This window comes from Enterobacter cloacae complex sp. Mu1197 (genome assembly GCF_040059225.1).
GTDB lineage: Bacteria > Pseudomonadota > Gammaproteobacteria > Enterobacterales > Enterobacteriaceae > Enterobacter > Enterobacter quasiroggenkampii.
The window spans coordinates 2,396,768-2,415,033 of sequence record NZ_CP157375.1; the positions used below are offsets into that span (position 1 = coordinate 2,396,768).

An 18,266-nucleotide genomic window follows, 5' to 3' on the forward strand; every position below is an offset into this window, starting at 1 on the left:
TCATTGCCATAAAAATGGAGGTATTCAACCGAGGGAGGAAAATATGGAACACAAGATTAACGATCTCCGCAGCGCCATCGCCTTACTGCAGCGCCACGAAGGGCAGTATATCGAAACCGATCATCCGGTCGATCCCAATGCGGAGCTGGCGGGCGTCTATCGCCATATCGGCGCGGGCGGCACGGTCAAACGTCCAACCCGTACGGGCCCGGCCATGATGTTCAACAGCATTAAGGGCTATCCGCACTCCCGCATCCTGGTGGGTATGCACGCCAGCCGCGAGCGCGCGGCGCTCCTTCTGGGCTGCGAGCCCTCTGAACTGGCAAAACACGTCGGCCAGGCAGTCAAAAAGCCGGTTGCGCCGGTTGTCGTCCCGGCCTCGCAGGCCCCCTGTCAGGAGCAGGTCTTCTACGCTGACGATCCTGACTTCGACCTTCGCAAGCTGCTTCCGGCCCCAACCAACACGCCGATTGATGCGGGTCCGTTCTTCTGTCTGGGGCTGGTGCTGGCAAGCGATCCGGAAGACAGCTCGCTGACGGATGTCACCATTCACCGCCTCTGCGTGCAGGAGCGCGACGAGCTTTCCATGTTCCTTGCCGCCGGGCGCCATATCGAAGTGTTCCGCAAAAAGGCGGAAGATGCCGGAAAGCCGCTGCCGGTGACGATCAACATGGGTCTCGACCCTGCCATCTATATCGGCGCGTGCTTTGAGGCCCCAACCACGCCGTTTGGCTATAACGAGCTGGGCGTCGCCGGGGCGCTGCGCCAGCAGCCGGTTGAGCTGGTGCAGGGCGTGGCGGTCAAAGAGAAAGCCATCGCGCGGGCGGAAATCATCATCGAAGGTGAACTGCTTCCGGGCGTGCGCGTGAGAGAGGATCAGCACACCAACACCGGCCACGCGATGCCAGAGTTCCCGGGCTACTGCGGCGAGGCGAATCCCTCCCTGCCGGTGATCAAAGTGAAAGCCGTGACCATGCGAAACCACGCCATCCTGCAGACGCTGGTGGGACCGGGGGAAGAACATACCACGCTGGCCGGATTGCCGACCGAGGCCAGCATCCGCAATGCCGTTGAAGAGGCTATTCCGGGCTTCCTGCAAAACGTCTATGCCCATACCGCGGGCGGCGGTAAGTTCCTCGGGATACTGCAGGTGAAAAAACGCCAGCCGTCAGACGAAGGGCGTCAGGGCCAGGCGGCGCTTATCGCCCTGGCCACCTACTCGGAGCTGAAAAACATTATTCTTGTCGACGAAGACGTGGATATTTTCGACAGCGACGACATCCTGTGGGCGATGACGACGCGCATGCAGGGTGATGTCAGTATCACCAATATTCCGGGGATCCGCGGCCACCAGCTGGATCCGTCCCAGTCGCCGGATTACAGCACCTCGATTCGCGGCAACGGCATTTCCTGCAAGACGATCTTCGACTGCACGGTGCCGTGGGCGCTGAAGGACCGCTTCGAGCGCGCGCCGTTTATGGAGGTGGATCCGCGTCCATGGGCGCCGGAGCTGTTTGCCGGTAAAAAATAAGCTTCAGACAAACATAAAAAGGTCACCCGGCTTAAGCCGGGGTGACCTTTATTATGAGAGCGTTATACCCGGTTCATCTCTCACTAAACTGCTTAATCAGCGCCGCCATAACTGCAGCGCAAATAAAGTAATGAATGAAAAGCCAGAGTAAGCCATACCATGCGAAATTCATCACCTCCAGGATCCGCCATGGACTGGCAAAGAGCCTGCTCATAATGATCCCCGGCAAACGTATCGCCGGTACCTTCTGGCCTGGCCATACTGCCCATATGGCTATCGCCGACAGCAGCAAAAAGATCGCCGTCACCAGGAGCGGTGGCCCCAGACCGGGTGCAGTAATGGCCGAAAGCGCAGCAAAATAGAGTCCGCCAAAGAACCACTGAATAATGATGAGTGAAAACAGGAACTCAATGCCCAAAAAAGCACTGAGCAATCTGGGCCTGGAATGAAGACCTATCAGCACCATATCGCTGAAGTAAAGGTAGAAAAAAAGGGTGGCTATCGTAATGGTGCTGACCAGGCTAATGCCCCCTGTGGAGGGTAAAATAGCGCTGAAAAGAAAGCCCCAGAATGCGAATAAGAAAAGACCCGCCGAGGTGATGCCTAAACGGGGTTTCTGCAGAAACGGCTGAATGGCGGGATTCAACCTGGCGAGCGTTTCGGGGAAAAAATGCAGTAAGTATTGATATCGTGCTGCCATTGCCTCAATAAGACCCGGCACTAATCGTATCCAACAGGGGACGTTCTGACGTTCACTTCTGAGCAGCTTAATAGCCATCCTCTCCCGCCATGAACCATGCTTCCCTTCCGCCTCCATTTTCTGCCAGACACGGAGGATTTCAGTCTGGCGTATCTGATGATTGATGGCGTGCTGAACGTAAAGCGGGATGACATGGCTAAAGTCGTAATCATTTATCCGCCAGTCCAGCGTTTCCGCCACGATATCAAGTTGCGCTTCAGTTAATCCATCCTGTTCAGCCAGTGCAGCGGCAAGACGTTGACTGAAAATTCGTTGTTGTTCAAGACTTCCTCGCCCGTTAATGCGAGCGGAGAGACGCTTGAGAGAAGCAATGCCTGTTATCTCTTCGTTGACGAGCTTATAAGCCAGAGCCGATATTTCCTGTTCCGTGTATAACGCTTCACGCTCTGGTAAGACAACGGCCACGCGTTCGTCAGTTTCTTCCAGACGATCAACCATGGCTGCCGGTTCATCGACAAAAACAGGTTGCGGCCCCTTCTCTTTGCCTTGCTGTGCTAACCGTTTTGCATCATCAAATGCTTCCCGCAGCCGTTGGTAACCCGTGGGGTCGGTATCAGGGCGATTCTTTTTTAACTGGCGGGCATAGGCTCGCCGAATTTCCGATTCATCCTCTGTAGGGGCAATATCAAGAATTTGCCAGATACTCATCTACCTGACCCCTTCGTAGTGATTGAGAAAAAGTTCAACCTCACGTGCGCAACGTTCAATCCGCTGCGGCTCCTGACTCTCAAGCGCCCACTCAAATTCTGTTGTAAGCCGGTCAATGCAGACACGCTCGTCCCCAAGAAGCCGTTCATACAGACGTGAACTGCGAGCCAACAACGCGACGTTCTCCTTACGATCGCGAGGATGGATTTTGAGTGCAGCGAGTTTTTGCAGGCTCTCGGCAATGTGTTCATCGCTCATCTGCCCTGGCACTTTCTCAATAATCAGCCTTGAGATGGCAGGGTTTCCCTGGCACTGGCATTCAACTTCCAGCAAACCATCGAGGGTGTAGGTAAAGCGGACATCCAGAGAGACCTCTCCCGCCGGTGCAGGGGGAACATCGATACTCATTTCACCCAGAAAAATATTATCGCGAACTTTGCGCGCCTCCCCCTGGTAAATCTTCAGTAAGACAGTGCGTTGATTATCTTCAACGGTATTGACTGTCTCCATTTTACTCACGGGTAGAAAGGTATTACGTTCGATGAGTGGCAGGAAAAAGCCCGTCTCAAGACGGTCCAAACTCCGTCGGGCAACTTCAACCCCCAGAGAAAAAGGCATCACGTCCGTGAGAATAATATCCTCCACGGCGACATCAGACATGACCATTCCCGCCTGAACGCCCGCGCCAAGCGCTACGGCTTCATCTGGATGAAGATCGTAACGTGGGAAGCGGCCGAAAAGACGTGCGACCGTCTGGCGTACGAGTGGCATACGGGTAGCCCCTCCCACCAGCAGGATGTGGTCCAGATCGTGTACCGAGAACCGCGCATCATGGAGAGCCTGCTGAACAGGCGCCTGAAGCCGGTTTAAAATCGGTTTGCAGCACTGAGCAAATTGCTCTTCATTCATTAACCAACGCCACTCTGTATCATTCCAGAATAGCGTTGCCTGTGCCTCTGCATACTGGCTAAACGTCAGTTTCATGCTTTCAGCTTTTGCCAGCAGCTCGGCTCTCACCGTATCGGGGGCAGCGTTAAGAGCAGGATGTTGTTGCAACATCCAGTGCAGAATGGCCTCAGAGAAATCATCTCCACCTAACCGTACATCACCGCTGCTGGCACGAACTTCCACCACGCTCTCAAACATATCAATAATGGAAACATCAAATGTCCCGCCGCCAAGATCGAACGTAAGGTATTTTTGTTCGCGGTTTTCCAGTAATCCAAACGCAAGCGACGCAGCTGTAGGTTCGTTTAACAGGCGGATTGCATTCAGTCCTGCCAGGCTCGCAGCATTTTTTACAGCCCGGCGTTGTACATCATTAAAGTAAGCCGGAACGGTAATGATCGCTTCGGAGACGGCCTGACCAAGCCAGACTTCAGCATCTTCTTTGAGCTGGCGAAGCAGCAGAGCGGATAACTCCTCCGCACGAAATTGCCGCTGTCCAAGCGGAAGCTGGACGTCTGTCCCCATAAAACGTTTAAAGCTCGCCTGCGTGAGATGGGGGTGAGTTTGTAAACGATCCCGGGCGGAACGACCTGTCAGAATATTACCGTCATCGTCAAGACCCACGACGGAAGGGGTCAGAACCTCACCAAATTTATTCGTAACCAGCACTGGCCGCCCCTCAAGCCAAACACTGACCGCGCTGTTTGTTGTGCCGAGATCGATTCCCAGCACCTGATTATGCGTCATCGGTATACCCGTTTTTTATTGTTAGTCTGTTGATTATACAGACAGTTAGAAGGAGCTAATGCCCAAAAAAAGGGGGATCTCGATGTTATTGCCGCTTCCCCTGCTTTCTTGTACCCTTTCAGCGTTTACCCCAATCCCCTAAAAATCGAGACATCCGGACGCCTATGACTGCACATATTTCCAAAGATCCTTTGCATGGCGTAACGCTGGAGATGATGGTCAACGCCCTGGTGGCGAAATATGGCTGGAGCGAGTTGGGCGACCGCATCAAAATTAACTGTTTCAGAAAAGACCCCAGCGTTAAATCGAGCCTGAAATTTCTGCGCCGTACCCCATGGGCGCGCGCGGAAGTGGAAGCCCTGTATCTGGACTCTCTCAACGATGAGGGAAATAAAGAGCAGGCGGCGCCCGCCTTTAATCCCTGGGCCAACAGTCGGATTATCAAGAGCTAATACGCAAATGACGCGACACGTAAAACGGATCGGTGCGCTGGCTGCCTGCGCGCTTTTACTTGTGAGCTGCTCCTCAAAACCACCGAAATCGCTGGTTACCCCTCTCCCCACTGTCAGCAAACCGACGCCGCAGGCAAACCAGCCGATGCGCGGCATCTGGCTGGCGACCGTCTCGCGTCTCGACTGGCCCCCGGTGGCGTCGGTGAATGGCCGCAGCGCGGACCAGCGCATCGCGATGCAAAAGCAGGCGCTGATCGCAAAGCTCGACAACCTTAAGCAACTCGGCATCAACACAGTCTTTTTCCAGGTGAAGCCGGACAGCACGGCGCTCTGGTCATCCAAAATTTTACCGTGGTCAGATATGCTGACCGGCAACATCGGGGAATATCCGGGGTACGATCCGCTGCAGTTTATGCTCGATGAAGCGCATAAGCGCGGCATGAAGGTCCATGCCTGGTTTAACCCCTATCGCGTGTCGACCAACACCAAACCGTCTACCATCGCCGCCCTGAACCGGACGTCATACCAGACCCCGTCCAGCGTTTATGTCCAGCACCCGGAATGGGTCCGCATTTCGGGTGACCGCTTTGTGCTCGACCCGGGCATTCCCGAGGTGCGGGACTGGATAACCAAAGTGGTGACCGAAGTGGTGGCGAACTACCCGGTAGACGGCGTGCAGTTTGATGATTACTTCTATGCCGAATCGCCGGGCTCCGCACTGAATGATTCACAGACCTGGCGGCAGTACGGCCAGGGTTTTGCCTCAAAAGCCGACTGGCGAAGGCACAACACGCAGCAGCTGATCGTCCAGGTCTCCCGCGCGATCAAGCAGACAAAGCCCGACGTTGAGTTTGGCGTCAGCCCGGCGGGGGTATGGCGTAACCGCTCCTTTGACCCGGCAGGCTCCGACACACGGGGCGCCGCGGCCTATGATGAATCCTTCGCCGATACGCGTCAGTGGGTGCAGCAGGGCCTGCTGGACTACATCGCGCCGCAGATTTACTGGCCCTTCTCCCGGGATGCCGCACGCTACGACGTACTGACCAGATGGTGGGCCGACGTCGTGAAGCCGACCCACACGCGCCTGTATATCGGCATTGCGTTCTATAAGGTGGGCGAACCGTCGAGAAACGAGCCGGACTGGACGGTTCAGGGCGGCGTGCCGGAGTTGAAAAAGCAGCTCGATCTCAACGATTCGCTGCCCAACGTCAACGGCACCATCCTGTTCCGGGAAGATTACCTGAACCAGCCGCAGACCCAGCAGGCGGTAAACTACCTCCGGGGACGCTGGGGTAGCTAAGTAACGAGCAGGCAGAAACGCCCGTTTCTGCCTGTTTTTTTTACGGCTTCGGCCCGAACATCGCCTCGAGCTGCTGCGCATCCGGCATCCCCACCACCTGCTGCAGCTCGTTTTCCGCATTCAGATAATAAATAGCCGGCGTGGCGTTAGCGCCCAGGCTGTCCATCAGCGCCTGGTGCTTCTGCAATATCGCTACCGTTTCGCGTGAAGCCTCGCCTTCAGGCTTGGGCAGTTTTTTGCCGCCGGAGAGCTCGTATTCGCGCCAGGCCGCAACCGGATCTTTCGCATTCAGAATGGCGGCGGCGTTGCGTCCGCTGTTGGGGTTGAGGAACGCCACCAGCAGCGTATTGAGCTGCACCTTACCGGCCTTCACCCACGGCTGCGCTTCGGCCCAGAACTGCTTGCAGTACGGACAGAACGGATCGGCAAAGACAAAGACCTTACGCGGGGCGTTATCCGCCCCTTCTTTCAGAGGATGCGCCGCATTGAGGTTCTTCCACATTTCACGTCCCATTGGGGCGTAGATCTCTTTCTGGAAATAGCCCTCGCTGAGATTCTTCCCTTTTTCATCATAAAGATAACCTGAGATCACGTGCTTGCCGTCCGGCGTAAGAAAGAGTGTCACGCCCATATCCTGATACTGCCCCAGCCAGGCTGGCGCCCCGCCCGGCGCATCCAGCTTCTTGATGATTTTGATGTTCTGCTGCTCGCTGAAGTGCTTCACCACATCCGGTATGGCTTCAGCCGCCTGTACCAGCCCTGACGTCGCCAGCGCCGAAAGTAACAGTAATTTTTTCATTTCCTTCTCCGGTTTGTCGGGGGCTTTTCGCCCCCTTCAGGTTAGCGGTTTTTCAGTGCTTCACTGACCATTTCGTCGAATTGTTCGAACGGTACCCAGCCGGGAAGCAGCCCCTCGCCGATAAGCGTGGCGGGCGTGCCCTGGATCCCCATTTTTTCCGCGACGATGAGGCTGCGCCTGATCGTCAGAAAACTCTCCTCGTCCGGCGTCGTCACGCTCACGCCCGCCCGCTTTTGCGCCTCCTGAATGCTGGCGTCATCGTGGTACCCCTTTTTCGCCATCAGGGTGTGGTTCAGCTTCATAAACTGCTCAGGATGCGCACGCCAGACGGTTAACGCGTCTCGTGCGGCGGTCAGCGAACTTTCCGAGCGGAAAGGTAAAAACTTAAAGACCACCGCCACGTCCGGATGTTTTTCGACAATCTTCTCCAGGTACGGATCGAATTTTTTACAGTACGGGCAGTTGTAGTCGGTAAACACCACCAGGGTGAGCTTTGGGTTTTTCGCGCCGATGCGCGGGGAGTTTGGATCGTTAAACAGGAAATCAGCGATCATCTTCTGCGCGCGCTGCTCCTGGTCCGGCGTCAGCGGCTGGGCGGCAAATACCTGAAGCGGGGCCAGCAGGAGCAGCAGCGTAATAAAGAGTTTTTTCATCATACCGTTAGCCTTTTGCGTTGTTCAGGGTGGTGACCAGGGTGCGTTTGTCGAGCAGCGGCGAAAGGATCTCGCCATCAGGCAGGCCGGGGCCATACACCGCGTTAAACGGAATGGCGTAGCGGTTTCGCTTCGCCAGAAAATCCGCGATAAACGCGGACGGCTGGCTCCAGTCTCCGCGCAGGGCCACCACGTCCGGCTGGCGCAGCGCGGCAATCACGTCCGGCTGACTGAGTACGCGGTGCTCGTTAACTTTGCAGGTCACGCACCAGTCCGCCGAGATATCCACAAACACTCGCTTCCCCTGCGCCAGCGCATTCTCGATAGCCTCTTCACTGAGCGGCTGCCACGGGACGGTTTGCGCAACGTTTTGTGCCGGAGCGTCAGGCGGCGCGTTAAGCAGACCGCGCACCTGATACCCGCCAAACGCCGACAGCGCGATGACCACCAGCCAGAACAAGGGCGAGGATTTTTGCCCCTTCAGCGCGAACAGCACCAGCGCAGAGGCAGTCAGCGCCAGCATCACGATTTGGCTGACCGACTCGCCCAGATGCACGCTCAACAGCGTCGCCAGCCAGAGGCTGGAGGCCAGCATCATCATGCCGAGGATGACTCTGAGCGTGTTCATCCAGCGGCCGGGTTTCGGCAGCAGCATGGCCGTTTTCGGTACCAGGGCAACGAACAGCCACGGCAGACTCATGCCCACGCCGAGCATCAGGAAGATCAGCCACAGGGCGTGCAGCGGCGCGCCAAGGGCAAAAGCGACCGCGGTACCGAGGAACGGTGCGGAGCACGGCGTCGCCAGCAGGGTGGCGAACATTCCTTCGCAGAAGCTGCCGCCGATCCCCGATCCCCCTGCCGTCGCCAGCCGTCCTGCGGCAGAAGAAGGCAGCAGCATCTCAAACGTCCCAAACAGGTTCAGCGCAAACAGGAAGGTCACGGCGACCATCAGGCCGATAAACCACGGGTTCTGGAACTGAATGCCCCACCCCAGCGACGCTCCGGCCAGCTTCAGCGCGGTGACCATCCCGGCCAGCAGCATAAAGGAGGTGAGGATCCCGGCGCTGGTGGCCAGAAAGCGCAGCCTGATGGCGCGGCTGTTCGATCCCGCCAGCAAGATGCTGTTAAGCTTCATGCCCATCACCGGCAATACGCAGGGCATCAGGTTCAGGATCAGCCCGCCCAGCAGGGCAAAGAGCACCATCTTTCCCGTCCCGTCCGGCACGGAGGTCTCTTCGGGCGTTGCCCCAACGGTCATGGTGGTTTGCTGCGCCCGATCGCCGTTGGTCAGCACAAACGACAGCCTTTTGCCTGCCAGCGAAGCGGGTTTATCGCCCCATTCGTCGGTCACGGGTACCGTCACCCGAAGCGCAGTGCCGTCATGTTTAATGACCGGCTCGCCGGGCAGAATGTCACCCTCCAGCGGGTCAAAGTAGATCCCCGGATTGTCCCACTTCCCGTCCGTCGTGCCGGTAATCACCAGCTTGTCGCCAGAGAGCCAGGCAGAGAGATCCTTGGATACGCCAGACGTGCCCGGCACGGCGCGCATCGCTTGCTCGAAGGCGCTGCGGAAGCCCTCATCAACCGGCTGGGTAAAATCGAGGTGCAGCGGGTAGTCCGTCAGCAGGCAGACGTTGCTGCACGTAGAGAGCGTCAGCGTCCCGTCGAGCGTGTCGCCCTTCACCCCGTCGAGAACGATCGGGATAGTGACCTTATCGTGATAGCCCTGCGTCGTCATGCCGGAGATATCAAAGCGCGACGGCACCGGCCAGGACCAGCTGTCCGTTACGCCTTCCGGCCAGCTGATTTTCGGCGCGACGCCGCCCTCGCCCGGCGATCGCCAGTAGGTTTTCCAGGCGGGCTTTAGCTCAACGGTGAGCAGGCCTTTAACGTGCGTTTGTTCCCTCTCCGCCTGAAAGCGGATGCGGGCGTGATCGTTTTGTGGGGAGACCAGCCAGCCGGTGTCCGCCGCATGGACAATGCCGATGCAGGACAGCCACAGGAAGATGAATCTCCTGAAGAGGTTAACCATGTTGTACTCCGTGAACAGTGAAAAATTATCGTGTGGTGACGATGTTTTTCATTCACGGAAAACGCAGTTTTTAAGGTGTATTCGGGGAGGTGGTGCCTGAACGGGCTGTTCCGCCGGAGCCAGTGCCCGCCCTTGCGTCAACAGCTGCAGCAGCGCGAAGAAAATAATAATGGCCGGTAATGCACCGTCGAAGAACAGCGGCTGGGCGCAAAGCAGCGAGTGCGCGCCGAGCTGACACGGCGACGGGCCGGGTTGTTCAGTGTTGCTGGTTTGAACCGGGGCATCTGCACTCAGCGAAATCTGCGGATCCAGTCCCTGTAAAAAATGGTTAAGCATCACCGCACGCTGCACGAGGCAAAGCGCCATCGCGAGACAGGTGATAATCAAAAGCCATTTTCCGAGGAGCTGACGGTTGCGCATAACATTCCAGAGTGACAAGACGCCCCGATCATAAACGATAGTGATGAATCTACAAGTGCCGGAAGTGTAAGGTTTTGTCTGCCGCCGCTATTCGCCCGTCAACGCGTCATAGACGTCCCGCAGCCGCGTGCGCAGAAACAGCACCGCCTTGTGCTTGCGGGATAACAGCGCCTGTTCGCTGGCGCCGGTCTCCTCTGCCAGCATCTTAATGCTGTAGCCGTGGAGCTCGGTCTTTTCAAACGCCTCCCGCTGCGGCGGCGGAAGTTCAGACAGCGCCTGGCCCAGCTCTTCCCACAGCAGCGTCTTGAGGTACTCCTCCTCCGGCGTGTGCGGTACGCCGAACAGGGTTTCGGCCAGCTCGTCTTCCGGATAACCGTCGTCATCTTCGCCTGTAAAATAGCCGGAGAGCGACACCTCGCGCTTTTTTCGCGCCCGGTCGGTCATTTCGTTACGCGCCGCGCGAAACAGCCAGGCGGCGACGTTTTCGACCGGCTGCTCCACTTTCATCAGCTGATACGTCACTTCCTGCAAAATGTCGTCGGCATCATCGCGCACGGAGGTCCGTCCGCGAATGAAGGCTTTCAGCCGGGCGCGGCAGGCATTGAGCGCCGACATCAGCATGGATCCGCCCGCCTCCCCGGCTTTCATCTCGCTCACTCCGCGTCCGGCGCTTTTGGCGTGGCTTCATCGCGCTTATCGTCACGATGACCGTGCCAGCCGCAGTGGCCGCGTCCGTGGCGACCAAACCCTTCGCGACGCTGCTGAATAAACGCCTCACGCTGTTCGGGTGTCATGTTCATCCAGCGCTCGTGCATGCGGCGGTGCGCGCCAAACATTCCGGGGCGGAAACCTAAGCCGCCAAACAGAATGCGGCTCAGCACCAGAATGCCCAGCGCCTGCCAGAATCCGATGGCCTTCACGCCGAGGATGGCCGGGAGTAAGGCGTTCCACAGGGACATCACCAGCAGGCCGAGCACGATGAAAATCACCGCGCCGATGACTAAGCCCTTGCCCATACGGTGGCGACCAAATCCGCGCCCGTGACCTCTGCCGTGCAGTTCAAAATCTCTCATGGTGTTTACCTCGTTTGCAGTAACTGATTATGGCTTGTGATGAGGTAGACGGATGAGGGTGGGAAATATTGCTGGGGAGAATAAAATTTTTTGTGCTGCAGAATTTGGACTCATAGCGGTAAGGGCTGACGGATGCTATGAGTCGCTTGCAGGAAAATCATCGCGTACGAAGAAGTCGCTTAACCAATGCGATAGCAATGACGGCCAGTATCATTGATAACAATGCCAGGAAGATGAGCAAGGATAATAGTGGATGTAACAAGCCACCTAAACTGGTGAAGTCGCTGAGACGGCCAAGTTGCTCGGACGTGCAAACACGCAGAATGATCTCAGGGATAATAAGCAAAAAAATAATGACGGTCAGGACATAAACCAGAGCACTCTTGCGCTTTCCCATTTTCGATGTTGCCCCTCTATCAAACATGATCAATGATAATAAGGTAATGATACTGCAAGGTTATATAAAATGGCACAAAACTATTTGCAACTGAAAATGCAGTCAAATAAACAGTTAGCTATTGCACTAACAAACTCGCTTCGAGACATGCATGAAGACCATATGGCAACTCTGGAAAAGGTGAAACAGGGAACGCAGCGTCTGGTTAGCTACGGTGCATGTTTGATGCCAGACGAGTATTATCGTAACGCATGCCGTGATACCTGGCGTGAAGACAAACGCTTAGTCCTTGCCTTAGGTGAAATTTACAACCGAAAAGATGTCACTTTAGACATGGTTGAAATCTATTTTAGGAAAACTCTCAATAGGCTGGGCGAACAAAAGAGCAAAGACCTGATTACGAATATCCATAACTTGTTGGGTAAAGCTGCCGAGCATGCATCGGCGAAAGCCAGCAAGCTAGCCCTCTCCTTTACTCTTGCGAACCTGATCATCAACAGCAAAGATTTTAAGCAAAATCATATCAGGCTTGTGAACTCATTCTCGACTTGGTTCGTTAATGGCGCAACGCTTTACTCAAAGGCTCAGGTAGCAGCATCTGCGGCTAATCGACTCAAATTTCAGGATCCTCAGTACTACCAGGCACTGTATAAAGAAAATATCGAGATGTTATACTTCTTAATCGAACCGCAAATGTCTGAAATCATTTATCAGGTAAACTCTGGGGATAATAATGAGCAAGTGATAGGCGACGCCTTGTACGAGATACTGCGGAAATGAAGCAAGCAATTTTATGGCTTTTGAAGTCGTTTTTTTACCTGATTCCTGCGTTGCTTATCGTAATTGGAATATATCTATTTGTACGGTTTATACCGGGGCATGCTGCTTTACTCAGCGTCGTTTGGGTGATTGTTATTTCTGTTATATATGTGAAATACAATAAGTGGTACTGAAACAAACTCAAAGAGTAAGCAGGCAAGACTTTATGTATGACAGTAATATAAAAGGCTCCTTGCGGAGCCTCCTTCATTCAATCAAGCCTGCACCGGCAACCTAAAGCTCGAAATACTCCGCGATAGCTGCTGCGCCTGCTCTTCCAGCGAGGCCGCTGCCGCCGCGGACTGCTGCACCAGCGCGGCGTTCTGCTGGGTCACGCCGTCCATCTCGGTCACCGCCTGCCCGACCTGACTGATCCCGCGGCTCTGCTCTTCGGAGGCGACGGAGATCTGCTCCATCAGCGTATTCACTTTGTTCACCGATGAAATGATCGAGTCAATCACCTCGCCCGAGCGGCTCACCAGCTCCGCACCGTTTTTCACGCTGGAAACCGACTGCGCGATCAGGCTTTCGATATCTTTCGCCGCCACCGCACTTTTCTGCGCGAGGGTGCGTACTTCGCTGGCCACGACCGCAAAACCGCGTCCCTGCGTACCGGCGCGCGCCGCTTCAACCGCCGCATTCAGCGCCAGGATGTTGGTCTGGAAGGCGATGCTGTTAATCACGCTGGTGATGTCTTCAATGCGCTTCGAGTTCGCCGCGATGGTATTCATCGTGTCGATGACTTCACGGGTTACCGCTTCACCGGTGTGGGCATTTTTCACCGCGTCCTGCACCAGTTTCCCGGCCTGATACACATTATCGGTATTGTTCGCCACCGTCGCGCTCAGCTCTTCCATGCTGGCCGCCGTCTGGGTTAACGCCGAAGCCTGCTGCTCGGTGCGTGACGCCAGGTCGATATTCCCGGAGGCAATCTCCTGGGCTGCGTGCGTTACGGTATGGCTCGCATCGCGCACCTGGGCGATGGTCGCCAGCAGCGCCTGACGCATTTGCTCCATCGAGCCCATCAGATGGTCGATTTCGTTGCCTGTACTCCCCTTCACCGGCACCGGAATATCCAGCTTGCCTGCCGCAATCTGGCTGCAGTGCTCGCGCGCCAGGTTAACTGGCGCAAAGACAAAGCGCTTCATCAGCAGGCTGACGGCGACAATCACCACCACAAACAGGCTGGCGATAGCGGCAATGATCGCCAGGCCAGAAACGAAGTTACTGCTTGCATCCTCGTTCAGGCTTTTGGCGTATTTCTGGTGGACGGAAAGCACCTGGTCGAGAACGATCTCGTACTGGCGGTCGAGGCGGGAGACTTCCGGGATCAGCGCGTTGAATTTGGCAACATCGTGCGCCTCGGCGGCGTCGATCAGCGGCGCCAGCCCCTGGTTGCGGTAGTTTTGCCAGGCATCCTGATAGGCAGTGACCAGCGGCGCTTCATCGCTCAGGCGCGGCGACGCCATAAAGGCCGCAAAGGCGTGGTCCGCTTTGGTCAGCGCCTCTTTCACGGCGGTAAGCTTTGCAGCACCGTCCGCCGCGTTGCCCGCTTCCACCATCTTCACATACTCCATCACCCGCACGCGCAGCGTACGGCTGTGGTTAATAGGGTCAATAATGGACAGCACAACCTGGATCTCTTTGTTGACGTTATCCAGCGAATTATTACTTTTAATGATGAGGCCAACGCTGGTGACGGTGCTGACAACAAAGAAGAAAAGCAGCGAGAACAGGACAATCAGGGATGACTTTTTCAACGACATAAACCAATACCTCAAGGAGAATTATTCCTTATGGTTATCGGCGCGTCCAAAACTTAAATTAATTAAAGTTATTGAAGTATCGAACCGGGCTATTTCGCTGACTTATAGCGTCGCTGCAGGGTAGCATCCAGTTTCCGCTGCAGCGGTTCCGGGGTCTCGCCCTCAATCAATTTGCTAATCAAATCAAAGCAGTGCCACGCCAGCTGGCGGTTATCCTGGCGAATGGTATCCACCGGGATCGTCAGCGAATCGTAGAGATAGTGATCGTCAAAACTGGCTAACCTGATATCACTTTGCAACAGGTTATGTTGGCCCATATAGCGCAGCACCCCTTCCAGCAGCCCGCAGGCGGCGGCGAAAAGCGCTTTCGGCGGACGCCCCAGGCGGGCGCAAAGTTCAGCAAACATCTCGTATCCGGAGCTCGGATGATAGTTGCCGTGAATGATCCACTCGGGGCGCAGCGCCACACCGGCCTCACGCAGCCCTTGCTTAAAGCCTTCCAGGCGGTCGCGCGTGGGCGACAGGCGGGGCTGGCCGCCGAGAAAGTAGAACTCCTCAGGATGCTGGCGCGCAATGTCCGCCACCAGTTCGGTCGTCGGGGTAATGGAATCGGTGATCACCAGCGGCAGCGCGCTGTCGTTGATGTGGCGGTCAAACAGAACCACCGGCAGCTGCTCGCTCAGCTTATGGTAGTCCGCATCGTTGAGCATGCTGGAGGCCACAATCAGCCCGTCCACCTGACGCGCCACCATGTTGTTCACCACCACCGTCTCCTGCCCCGGGTTTTCATCGCTGCAGGAGATCAGCAGCTGAACGCCCGCCTCGCGGCACAGCGTTTCCAGCTCGTGAGAAAAGACGGCAAAACCGTAGTTGGTGATCTCCGGGACCACCAGACCAATGGTGTGGCTGCGGTTATCGCGCAGCGACCGGGCATGAATGCTGGGCTGATAGTGGTGCTCTTTTGCAATTGCCAGCACGCGCTCGCGCGTCTCTTCCGCCACGCGAAGCTCTTTGCTGCGACCGTTCAGGACCAGGCTGGCGGTGGCTTTTGACACACCCGCCAGCTCCGCGATGTCTTTAATGGTGACGCGTTTTGTTTTTCTCACAACGACTTAGATCCGGCTGCCAAAACCCTCATTCTATCATGCAGACGCGCAGCGACCAGTAGCGTAATGTGATATCGGACGCACCTTCGAATCGCACCCGGGCCGGATGGTCAGGAAAATAGCGGCTGCTCATCACCCCTTCGCCCTGGTTAATGAAGATTTCGACGCTGGAGCGGTCGCACAGGACGCGCAAATGACGGACGTCCCCCTGCCAGTAGCGGGTCAGCGTTTCACCGGTTTTCAGGCTCGCGCGTTCCAGACGTATACCCTGCTCATCGAGCGTGAGGCGCAGCGCGCCGGCAAAATCGACGTTCACCTGCGCGGCGTCCAGCTCAAACTCCAGACGCGTCGCGTCCAGTTCGGGCGCGTCGCTGGCGCGCCCCTGCCAGTGCTGCTCATCTTCACGCAGCGCCGCCAGTTCGCGCGCCGGGGTCTGCCAGAGCCTGCCGTCGCGATAGCGTAGTTCGCGCGGGCAGGTCATCTGGTGCATCCAGCCGTGCGCCCGGGTGGGCTGAAGCATCTCTTCCCCGTCCGGTACGCCCATCCAGCCAATCAGGATGCGGCGTCCATCTTCCGCCAGCGTGGTTTGCGGGGCGTAGAACTCAAACCCCGCATCCAGCTCGTGAAGCTCGCCGTGATCGAATGCGGCGCTGGCGTAATCAAACGCCCCGCTCATCCAGGTTGCCGGATAGGTATTGAGGTAGCGATGCGGCTCGCGGGCCAGCCCCTGCGGACAGCAGATCAGGACGTGCGTCCCGTCGAGGGCAAACAGGTCCGGACACTCCCACATATAACCCGCGTCCGTCAGGCCGTTAACCCCGTGACCGGCGATTTCCACGCAGGATGTCCAGGCGTGCAAATCGGCTGATTTAAACAGCAGCACCTTGCCGCGCTTCTGCACATCCTGCGCGCCGAGCACCATGTACCAGTCCCCGTCGTGCCGCCACACCTTCGGGTCGCGCACGTGACCGGTGTAGCCTTCCGGCAGCGCCAGCACCGGCCCCAGCTTCCTGAAGGTCCCGTCCGGTTGCTCTACGGCCAGGCACTGCCAGGCGGTGCGGCTACCGTCATCGAACTTGACGTTGCCGGTGTAGCACAGGGTCAAAACGCCCTCGTTATCGACGGCGCTACCGGAGTAGCAGCCGTTGCGGTCATACGCTTCGTCGGGCATCAGCGCCAGGGGTTCATGCCGCCAGTGCACCAGGTCCGCAGAGCTCCAGTGCCCCCAGCACTTGAAGCGATGCTCGCAGTCCAGCGGGTTCCACTGATAGAACAGGTGATAGCGGCCAGCGAACCAGATGAACCCGTTCGGGTCGTTCATCAGCCCCGTCACCGGCGCGGCGTGCCATTGCGGATAATGGCTGTCCGCCAGCGCCCGCGGCTGACCTGTCATAACGGCCTGCAGGATCGCAGGCCAGCGGGAAGGTAACGTCATTATTCAGAATCCGTTTTATATTTGAGCAGCAGTGAGACGGTAAACGCCACGCCGAAGGCAATCACCATGCCGATAATATAGTTCAGCAGCGAGCTGGCCTGCACGATGGCCATCCCCGGAATCGCGGTCAGCCCGACGGCGGTCATGTACACATGCACGGAGACCACCCAGGCCCCGCCCACCGCGCCGCCAATCAGCGCAGCGATAAACGGCTTAACGAAGCGCAGGTTGATACCAAAAATGGCCGCTTCGGTGATACCCAGCATTGCAGAGAACGCCGACGGCAGAGTAATGGCTTTGATTTTGGCGTCTTTGGTTTTAAACCACACCGCCAGACAGGCACCGCCCTGCGCCACGTTCGCCATGGCCCAGATCGGCAGCAGGAAGTTAACGCCAATCGACGGGTTGCCCAGCAGCCCGGCTTCAATCGCGTGGAAGCTGTGGTGAATACCGGTGATCACAATCACCGAATACAGTCCGCCGAACAGCAGCCCGGCGAGCCAGCCCGCGTGGGCGATCAGCGTGCTCAGAATAAAGGAGATACCGTCCCCCAGAGCGCGCCCCGCCGGGCCGATAATCAGCAAGGCGATAAAGCCGGAGATGACGACGGTGAGGAACGGCGTCAGGATCAGGTCTAACGCATCCGGGATTGCGCGGCGCAGGTTTTTCTCCACGATGCTCATAAACCAGACGGCCAGCAGCACCGGGAATACCGTGCCCTGATAGCCAATCATCGCGATCTCAAGGCCGAAGAAGTTCATGGTGTGGAAGCCCGACGCCACGCCCCAGGCGTTGGTCAGCGCTGGGTGGGTCAGAATGCCGCCCAGCGTCGCGCCGAGGTACGGGTTACCACCAAATTCGCGCGCGGCGGTAAAGCCAATCAGAATAGGCAGAATGATAAACGCCGCCGAGCTGCACATGTCCAGCATGATATAGATGGCGTTATCCGCATTGACCCAGCCGTAGGTTTTCACCATGCCGAGCAGGCCCATCAGCAGACCGGACGCCACAATCGCGGGGATGATTGGCACAAAGATGTTGGAGAGCAGACGGGCAATGCGCTGGAACGGGTTCAGCTTGCGCGCCGCCAGATCCGCAGCCTCAGATTTGCTGGATTCGCTAATCCCCGCCGCCTGAATAAAGGCGGCGTACACCTTGTTGACCACGCCCGTGCCAAAAATCACCTGCATCTGCCCGGCGTTACGGAAGCAGCCTTTCACACCGTCAACTTTGCCGATAGCCTGCTGATCCGCCAGCGCGTCATCGACCAGCACCAGACGAAGACGCGTTGCGCAGTGCGCCGCGCTGGCGATATTTTCCTTGCCACCGAGCAGCGGAATAAGCTCGCGGGCGATTTGATTAAAATCCATAGATACCTCT

Annotated in this window: 16 protein-coding genes; 4 read left to right on the forward strand and 12 right to left on the reverse strand. The window is 57.0% G+C overall.

From position 1 onward, the window contains the following. The first annotated feature begins 43 nt into the window (after positions 1 to 43). Positions 44 to 1,531, forward strand: coding sequence for a UbiD family decarboxylase (locus ABFV38_RS11375; protein WP_348957268.1), 1,488 nt, complete (start codon positions 44 to 46; stop codon positions 1,529 to 1,531). A gap of 73 nt (positions 1,532 to 1,604) precedes the next feature. Here ABFV38_RS11375 and ABFV38_RS11380 read toward each other — a convergent pair whose 3' ends face one another. Next, positions 1,605 to 2,939, reverse strand: coding sequence for a J domain-containing protein (locus tag ABFV38_RS11380; RefSeq protein ID WP_348957269.1), 1,335 nt, complete (start codon positions 2,937 to 2,939; stop codon positions 1,605 to 1,607). Beyond that, a complete protein-coding gene (locus ABFV38_RS11385; RefSeq protein ID WP_348957270.1) occupies positions 2,940 to 4,634 on the reverse strand; it encodes a molecular chaperone HscC in 1,695 nt (564 codons plus the stop codon). It abuts the gene before it with no gap. A 164-nt stretch (positions 4,635 to 4,798) separates the two neighbouring features. Between ABFV38_RS11385 and ABFV38_RS11390 the strand changes: the two genes are divergently transcribed. Continuing rightward, positions 4,799 to 5,086: a VF530 family protein gene (locus ABFV38_RS11390; RefSeq protein WP_348957271.1), complete on the forward strand. Its 288-nt coding sequence runs from the start codon at positions 4,799 to 4,801 to the stop codon at positions 5,084 to 5,086. Positions 5,087 to 5,093: 7 nt separating this feature from the next. Beyond that, a complete protein-coding gene (locus tag ABFV38_RS11395; protein WP_235401631.1) occupies positions 5,094 to 6,386 on the forward strand; it encodes a glycoside hydrolase family 10 protein in 1,293 nt (430 codons plus the stop codon). A 40-nt stretch (positions 6,387 to 6,426) separates the two neighbouring features. On the opposite strand, the gene dsbG is transcribed toward ABFV38_RS11395, so the two are convergent. The 6 genes from dsbG to ABFV38_RS11425 form a co-directional block, all read right to left on the reverse strand. Further along, on the reverse strand, positions 6,427 to 7,185 hold the full coding sequence (dsbG, locus tag ABFV38_RS11400; RefSeq protein WP_069719195.1) for a thiol:disulfide interchange protein DsbG: 759 nt from the start codon (positions 7,183 to 7,185) through the stop codon (positions 6,427 to 6,429). Positions 7,186 to 7,226: 41 nt separating this feature from the next. Further along, entirely contained in the window at positions 7,227 to 7,838 is a 612-nt protein-coding gene (locus tag ABFV38_RS11405) for a DsbA family protein (RefSeq protein ID WP_048029937.1), read from the reverse strand. 7 nt (positions 7,839 to 7,845) lie between these two features. Continuing rightward, positions 7,846 to 9,870: a protein-disulfide reductase DsbD domain-containing protein gene (locus ABFV38_RS11410; RefSeq protein ID WP_348957272.1), complete on the reverse strand. Its 2,025-nt coding sequence runs from the start codon at positions 9,868 to 9,870 to the stop codon at positions 7,846 to 7,848. Between the two features lie 48 nt (positions 9,871 to 9,918). Beyond that, complete coding sequence (locus tag ABFV38_RS11415; protein ID WP_045354138.1) at positions 9,919 to 10,290, reverse strand: hypothetical protein; 372 nt, start codon at positions 10,288 to 10,290, stop codon at positions 9,919 to 9,921. A gap of 87 nt (positions 10,291 to 10,377) precedes the next feature. Then, positions 10,378 to 10,938, reverse strand: coding sequence for an RNA polymerase sigma factor (locus ABFV38_RS11420; protein ID WP_045410249.1), 561 nt, complete (start codon positions 10,936 to 10,938; stop codon positions 10,378 to 10,380). Between the two features lie 5 nt (positions 10,939 to 10,943). After that, positions 10,944 to 11,363, reverse strand: coding sequence for a hypothetical protein (locus ABFV38_RS11425; protein WP_063617702.1), 420 nt, complete (start codon positions 11,361 to 11,363; stop codon positions 10,944 to 10,946). 466 nt (positions 11,364 to 11,829) lie between these two features. Between ABFV38_RS11425 and ABFV38_RS11430 the strand changes: the two genes are divergently transcribed. Beyond that, positions 11,830 to 12,540 carry a hypothetical protein gene (locus ABFV38_RS11430; protein WP_045910606.1) on the forward strand — a complete coding sequence of 237 codons (711 nt, stop codon included), beginning with the start codon at positions 11,830 to 11,832 and terminating at the stop codon, positions 12,538 to 12,540. A gap of 254 nt (positions 12,541 to 12,794) precedes the next feature. Here ABFV38_RS11430 and ABFV38_RS11435 read toward each other — a convergent pair whose 3' ends face one another. From ABFV38_RS11435 to ABFV38_RS11450, 4 genes are all read right to left on the reverse strand, one after another. Continuing rightward, positions 12,795 to 14,345, reverse strand: a complete 1,551-nt coding sequence (locus tag ABFV38_RS11435) for a methyl-accepting chemotaxis protein (RefSeq protein ID WP_167210779.1) — start codon at positions 14,343 to 14,345, stop codon at positions 12,795 to 12,797. Between the two features lie 89 nt (positions 14,346 to 14,434). Further along, entirely contained in the window at positions 14,435 to 15,451 is a 1,017-nt protein-coding gene (locus ABFV38_RS11440; protein ID WP_348957273.1) for a LacI family DNA-binding transcriptional regulator, read from the reverse strand. Positions 15,452 to 15,479: 28 nt separating this feature from the next. Beyond that, the gene (locus tag ABFV38_RS11445; RefSeq protein ID WP_348957274.1) at positions 15,480 to 16,886 is read right to left on the reverse strand and encodes a sucrose-6-phosphate hydrolase; all 1,407 of its coding nucleotides are present in this window, start codon (positions 16,884 to 16,886) and stop codon (positions 15,480 to 15,482) included. Beyond that, a complete protein-coding gene (locus ABFV38_RS11450) occupies positions 16,886 to 18,256 on the reverse strand; it encodes a sucrose-specific PTS transporter subunit IIBC (protein ID WP_023619263.1) in 1,371 nt (456 codons plus the stop codon). Before ABFV38_RS11450 ends, ABFV38_RS11445 begins: the two co-directional genes overlap by 1 nt. Positions 18,257 to 18,266 lie beyond the last annotated feature (10 nt).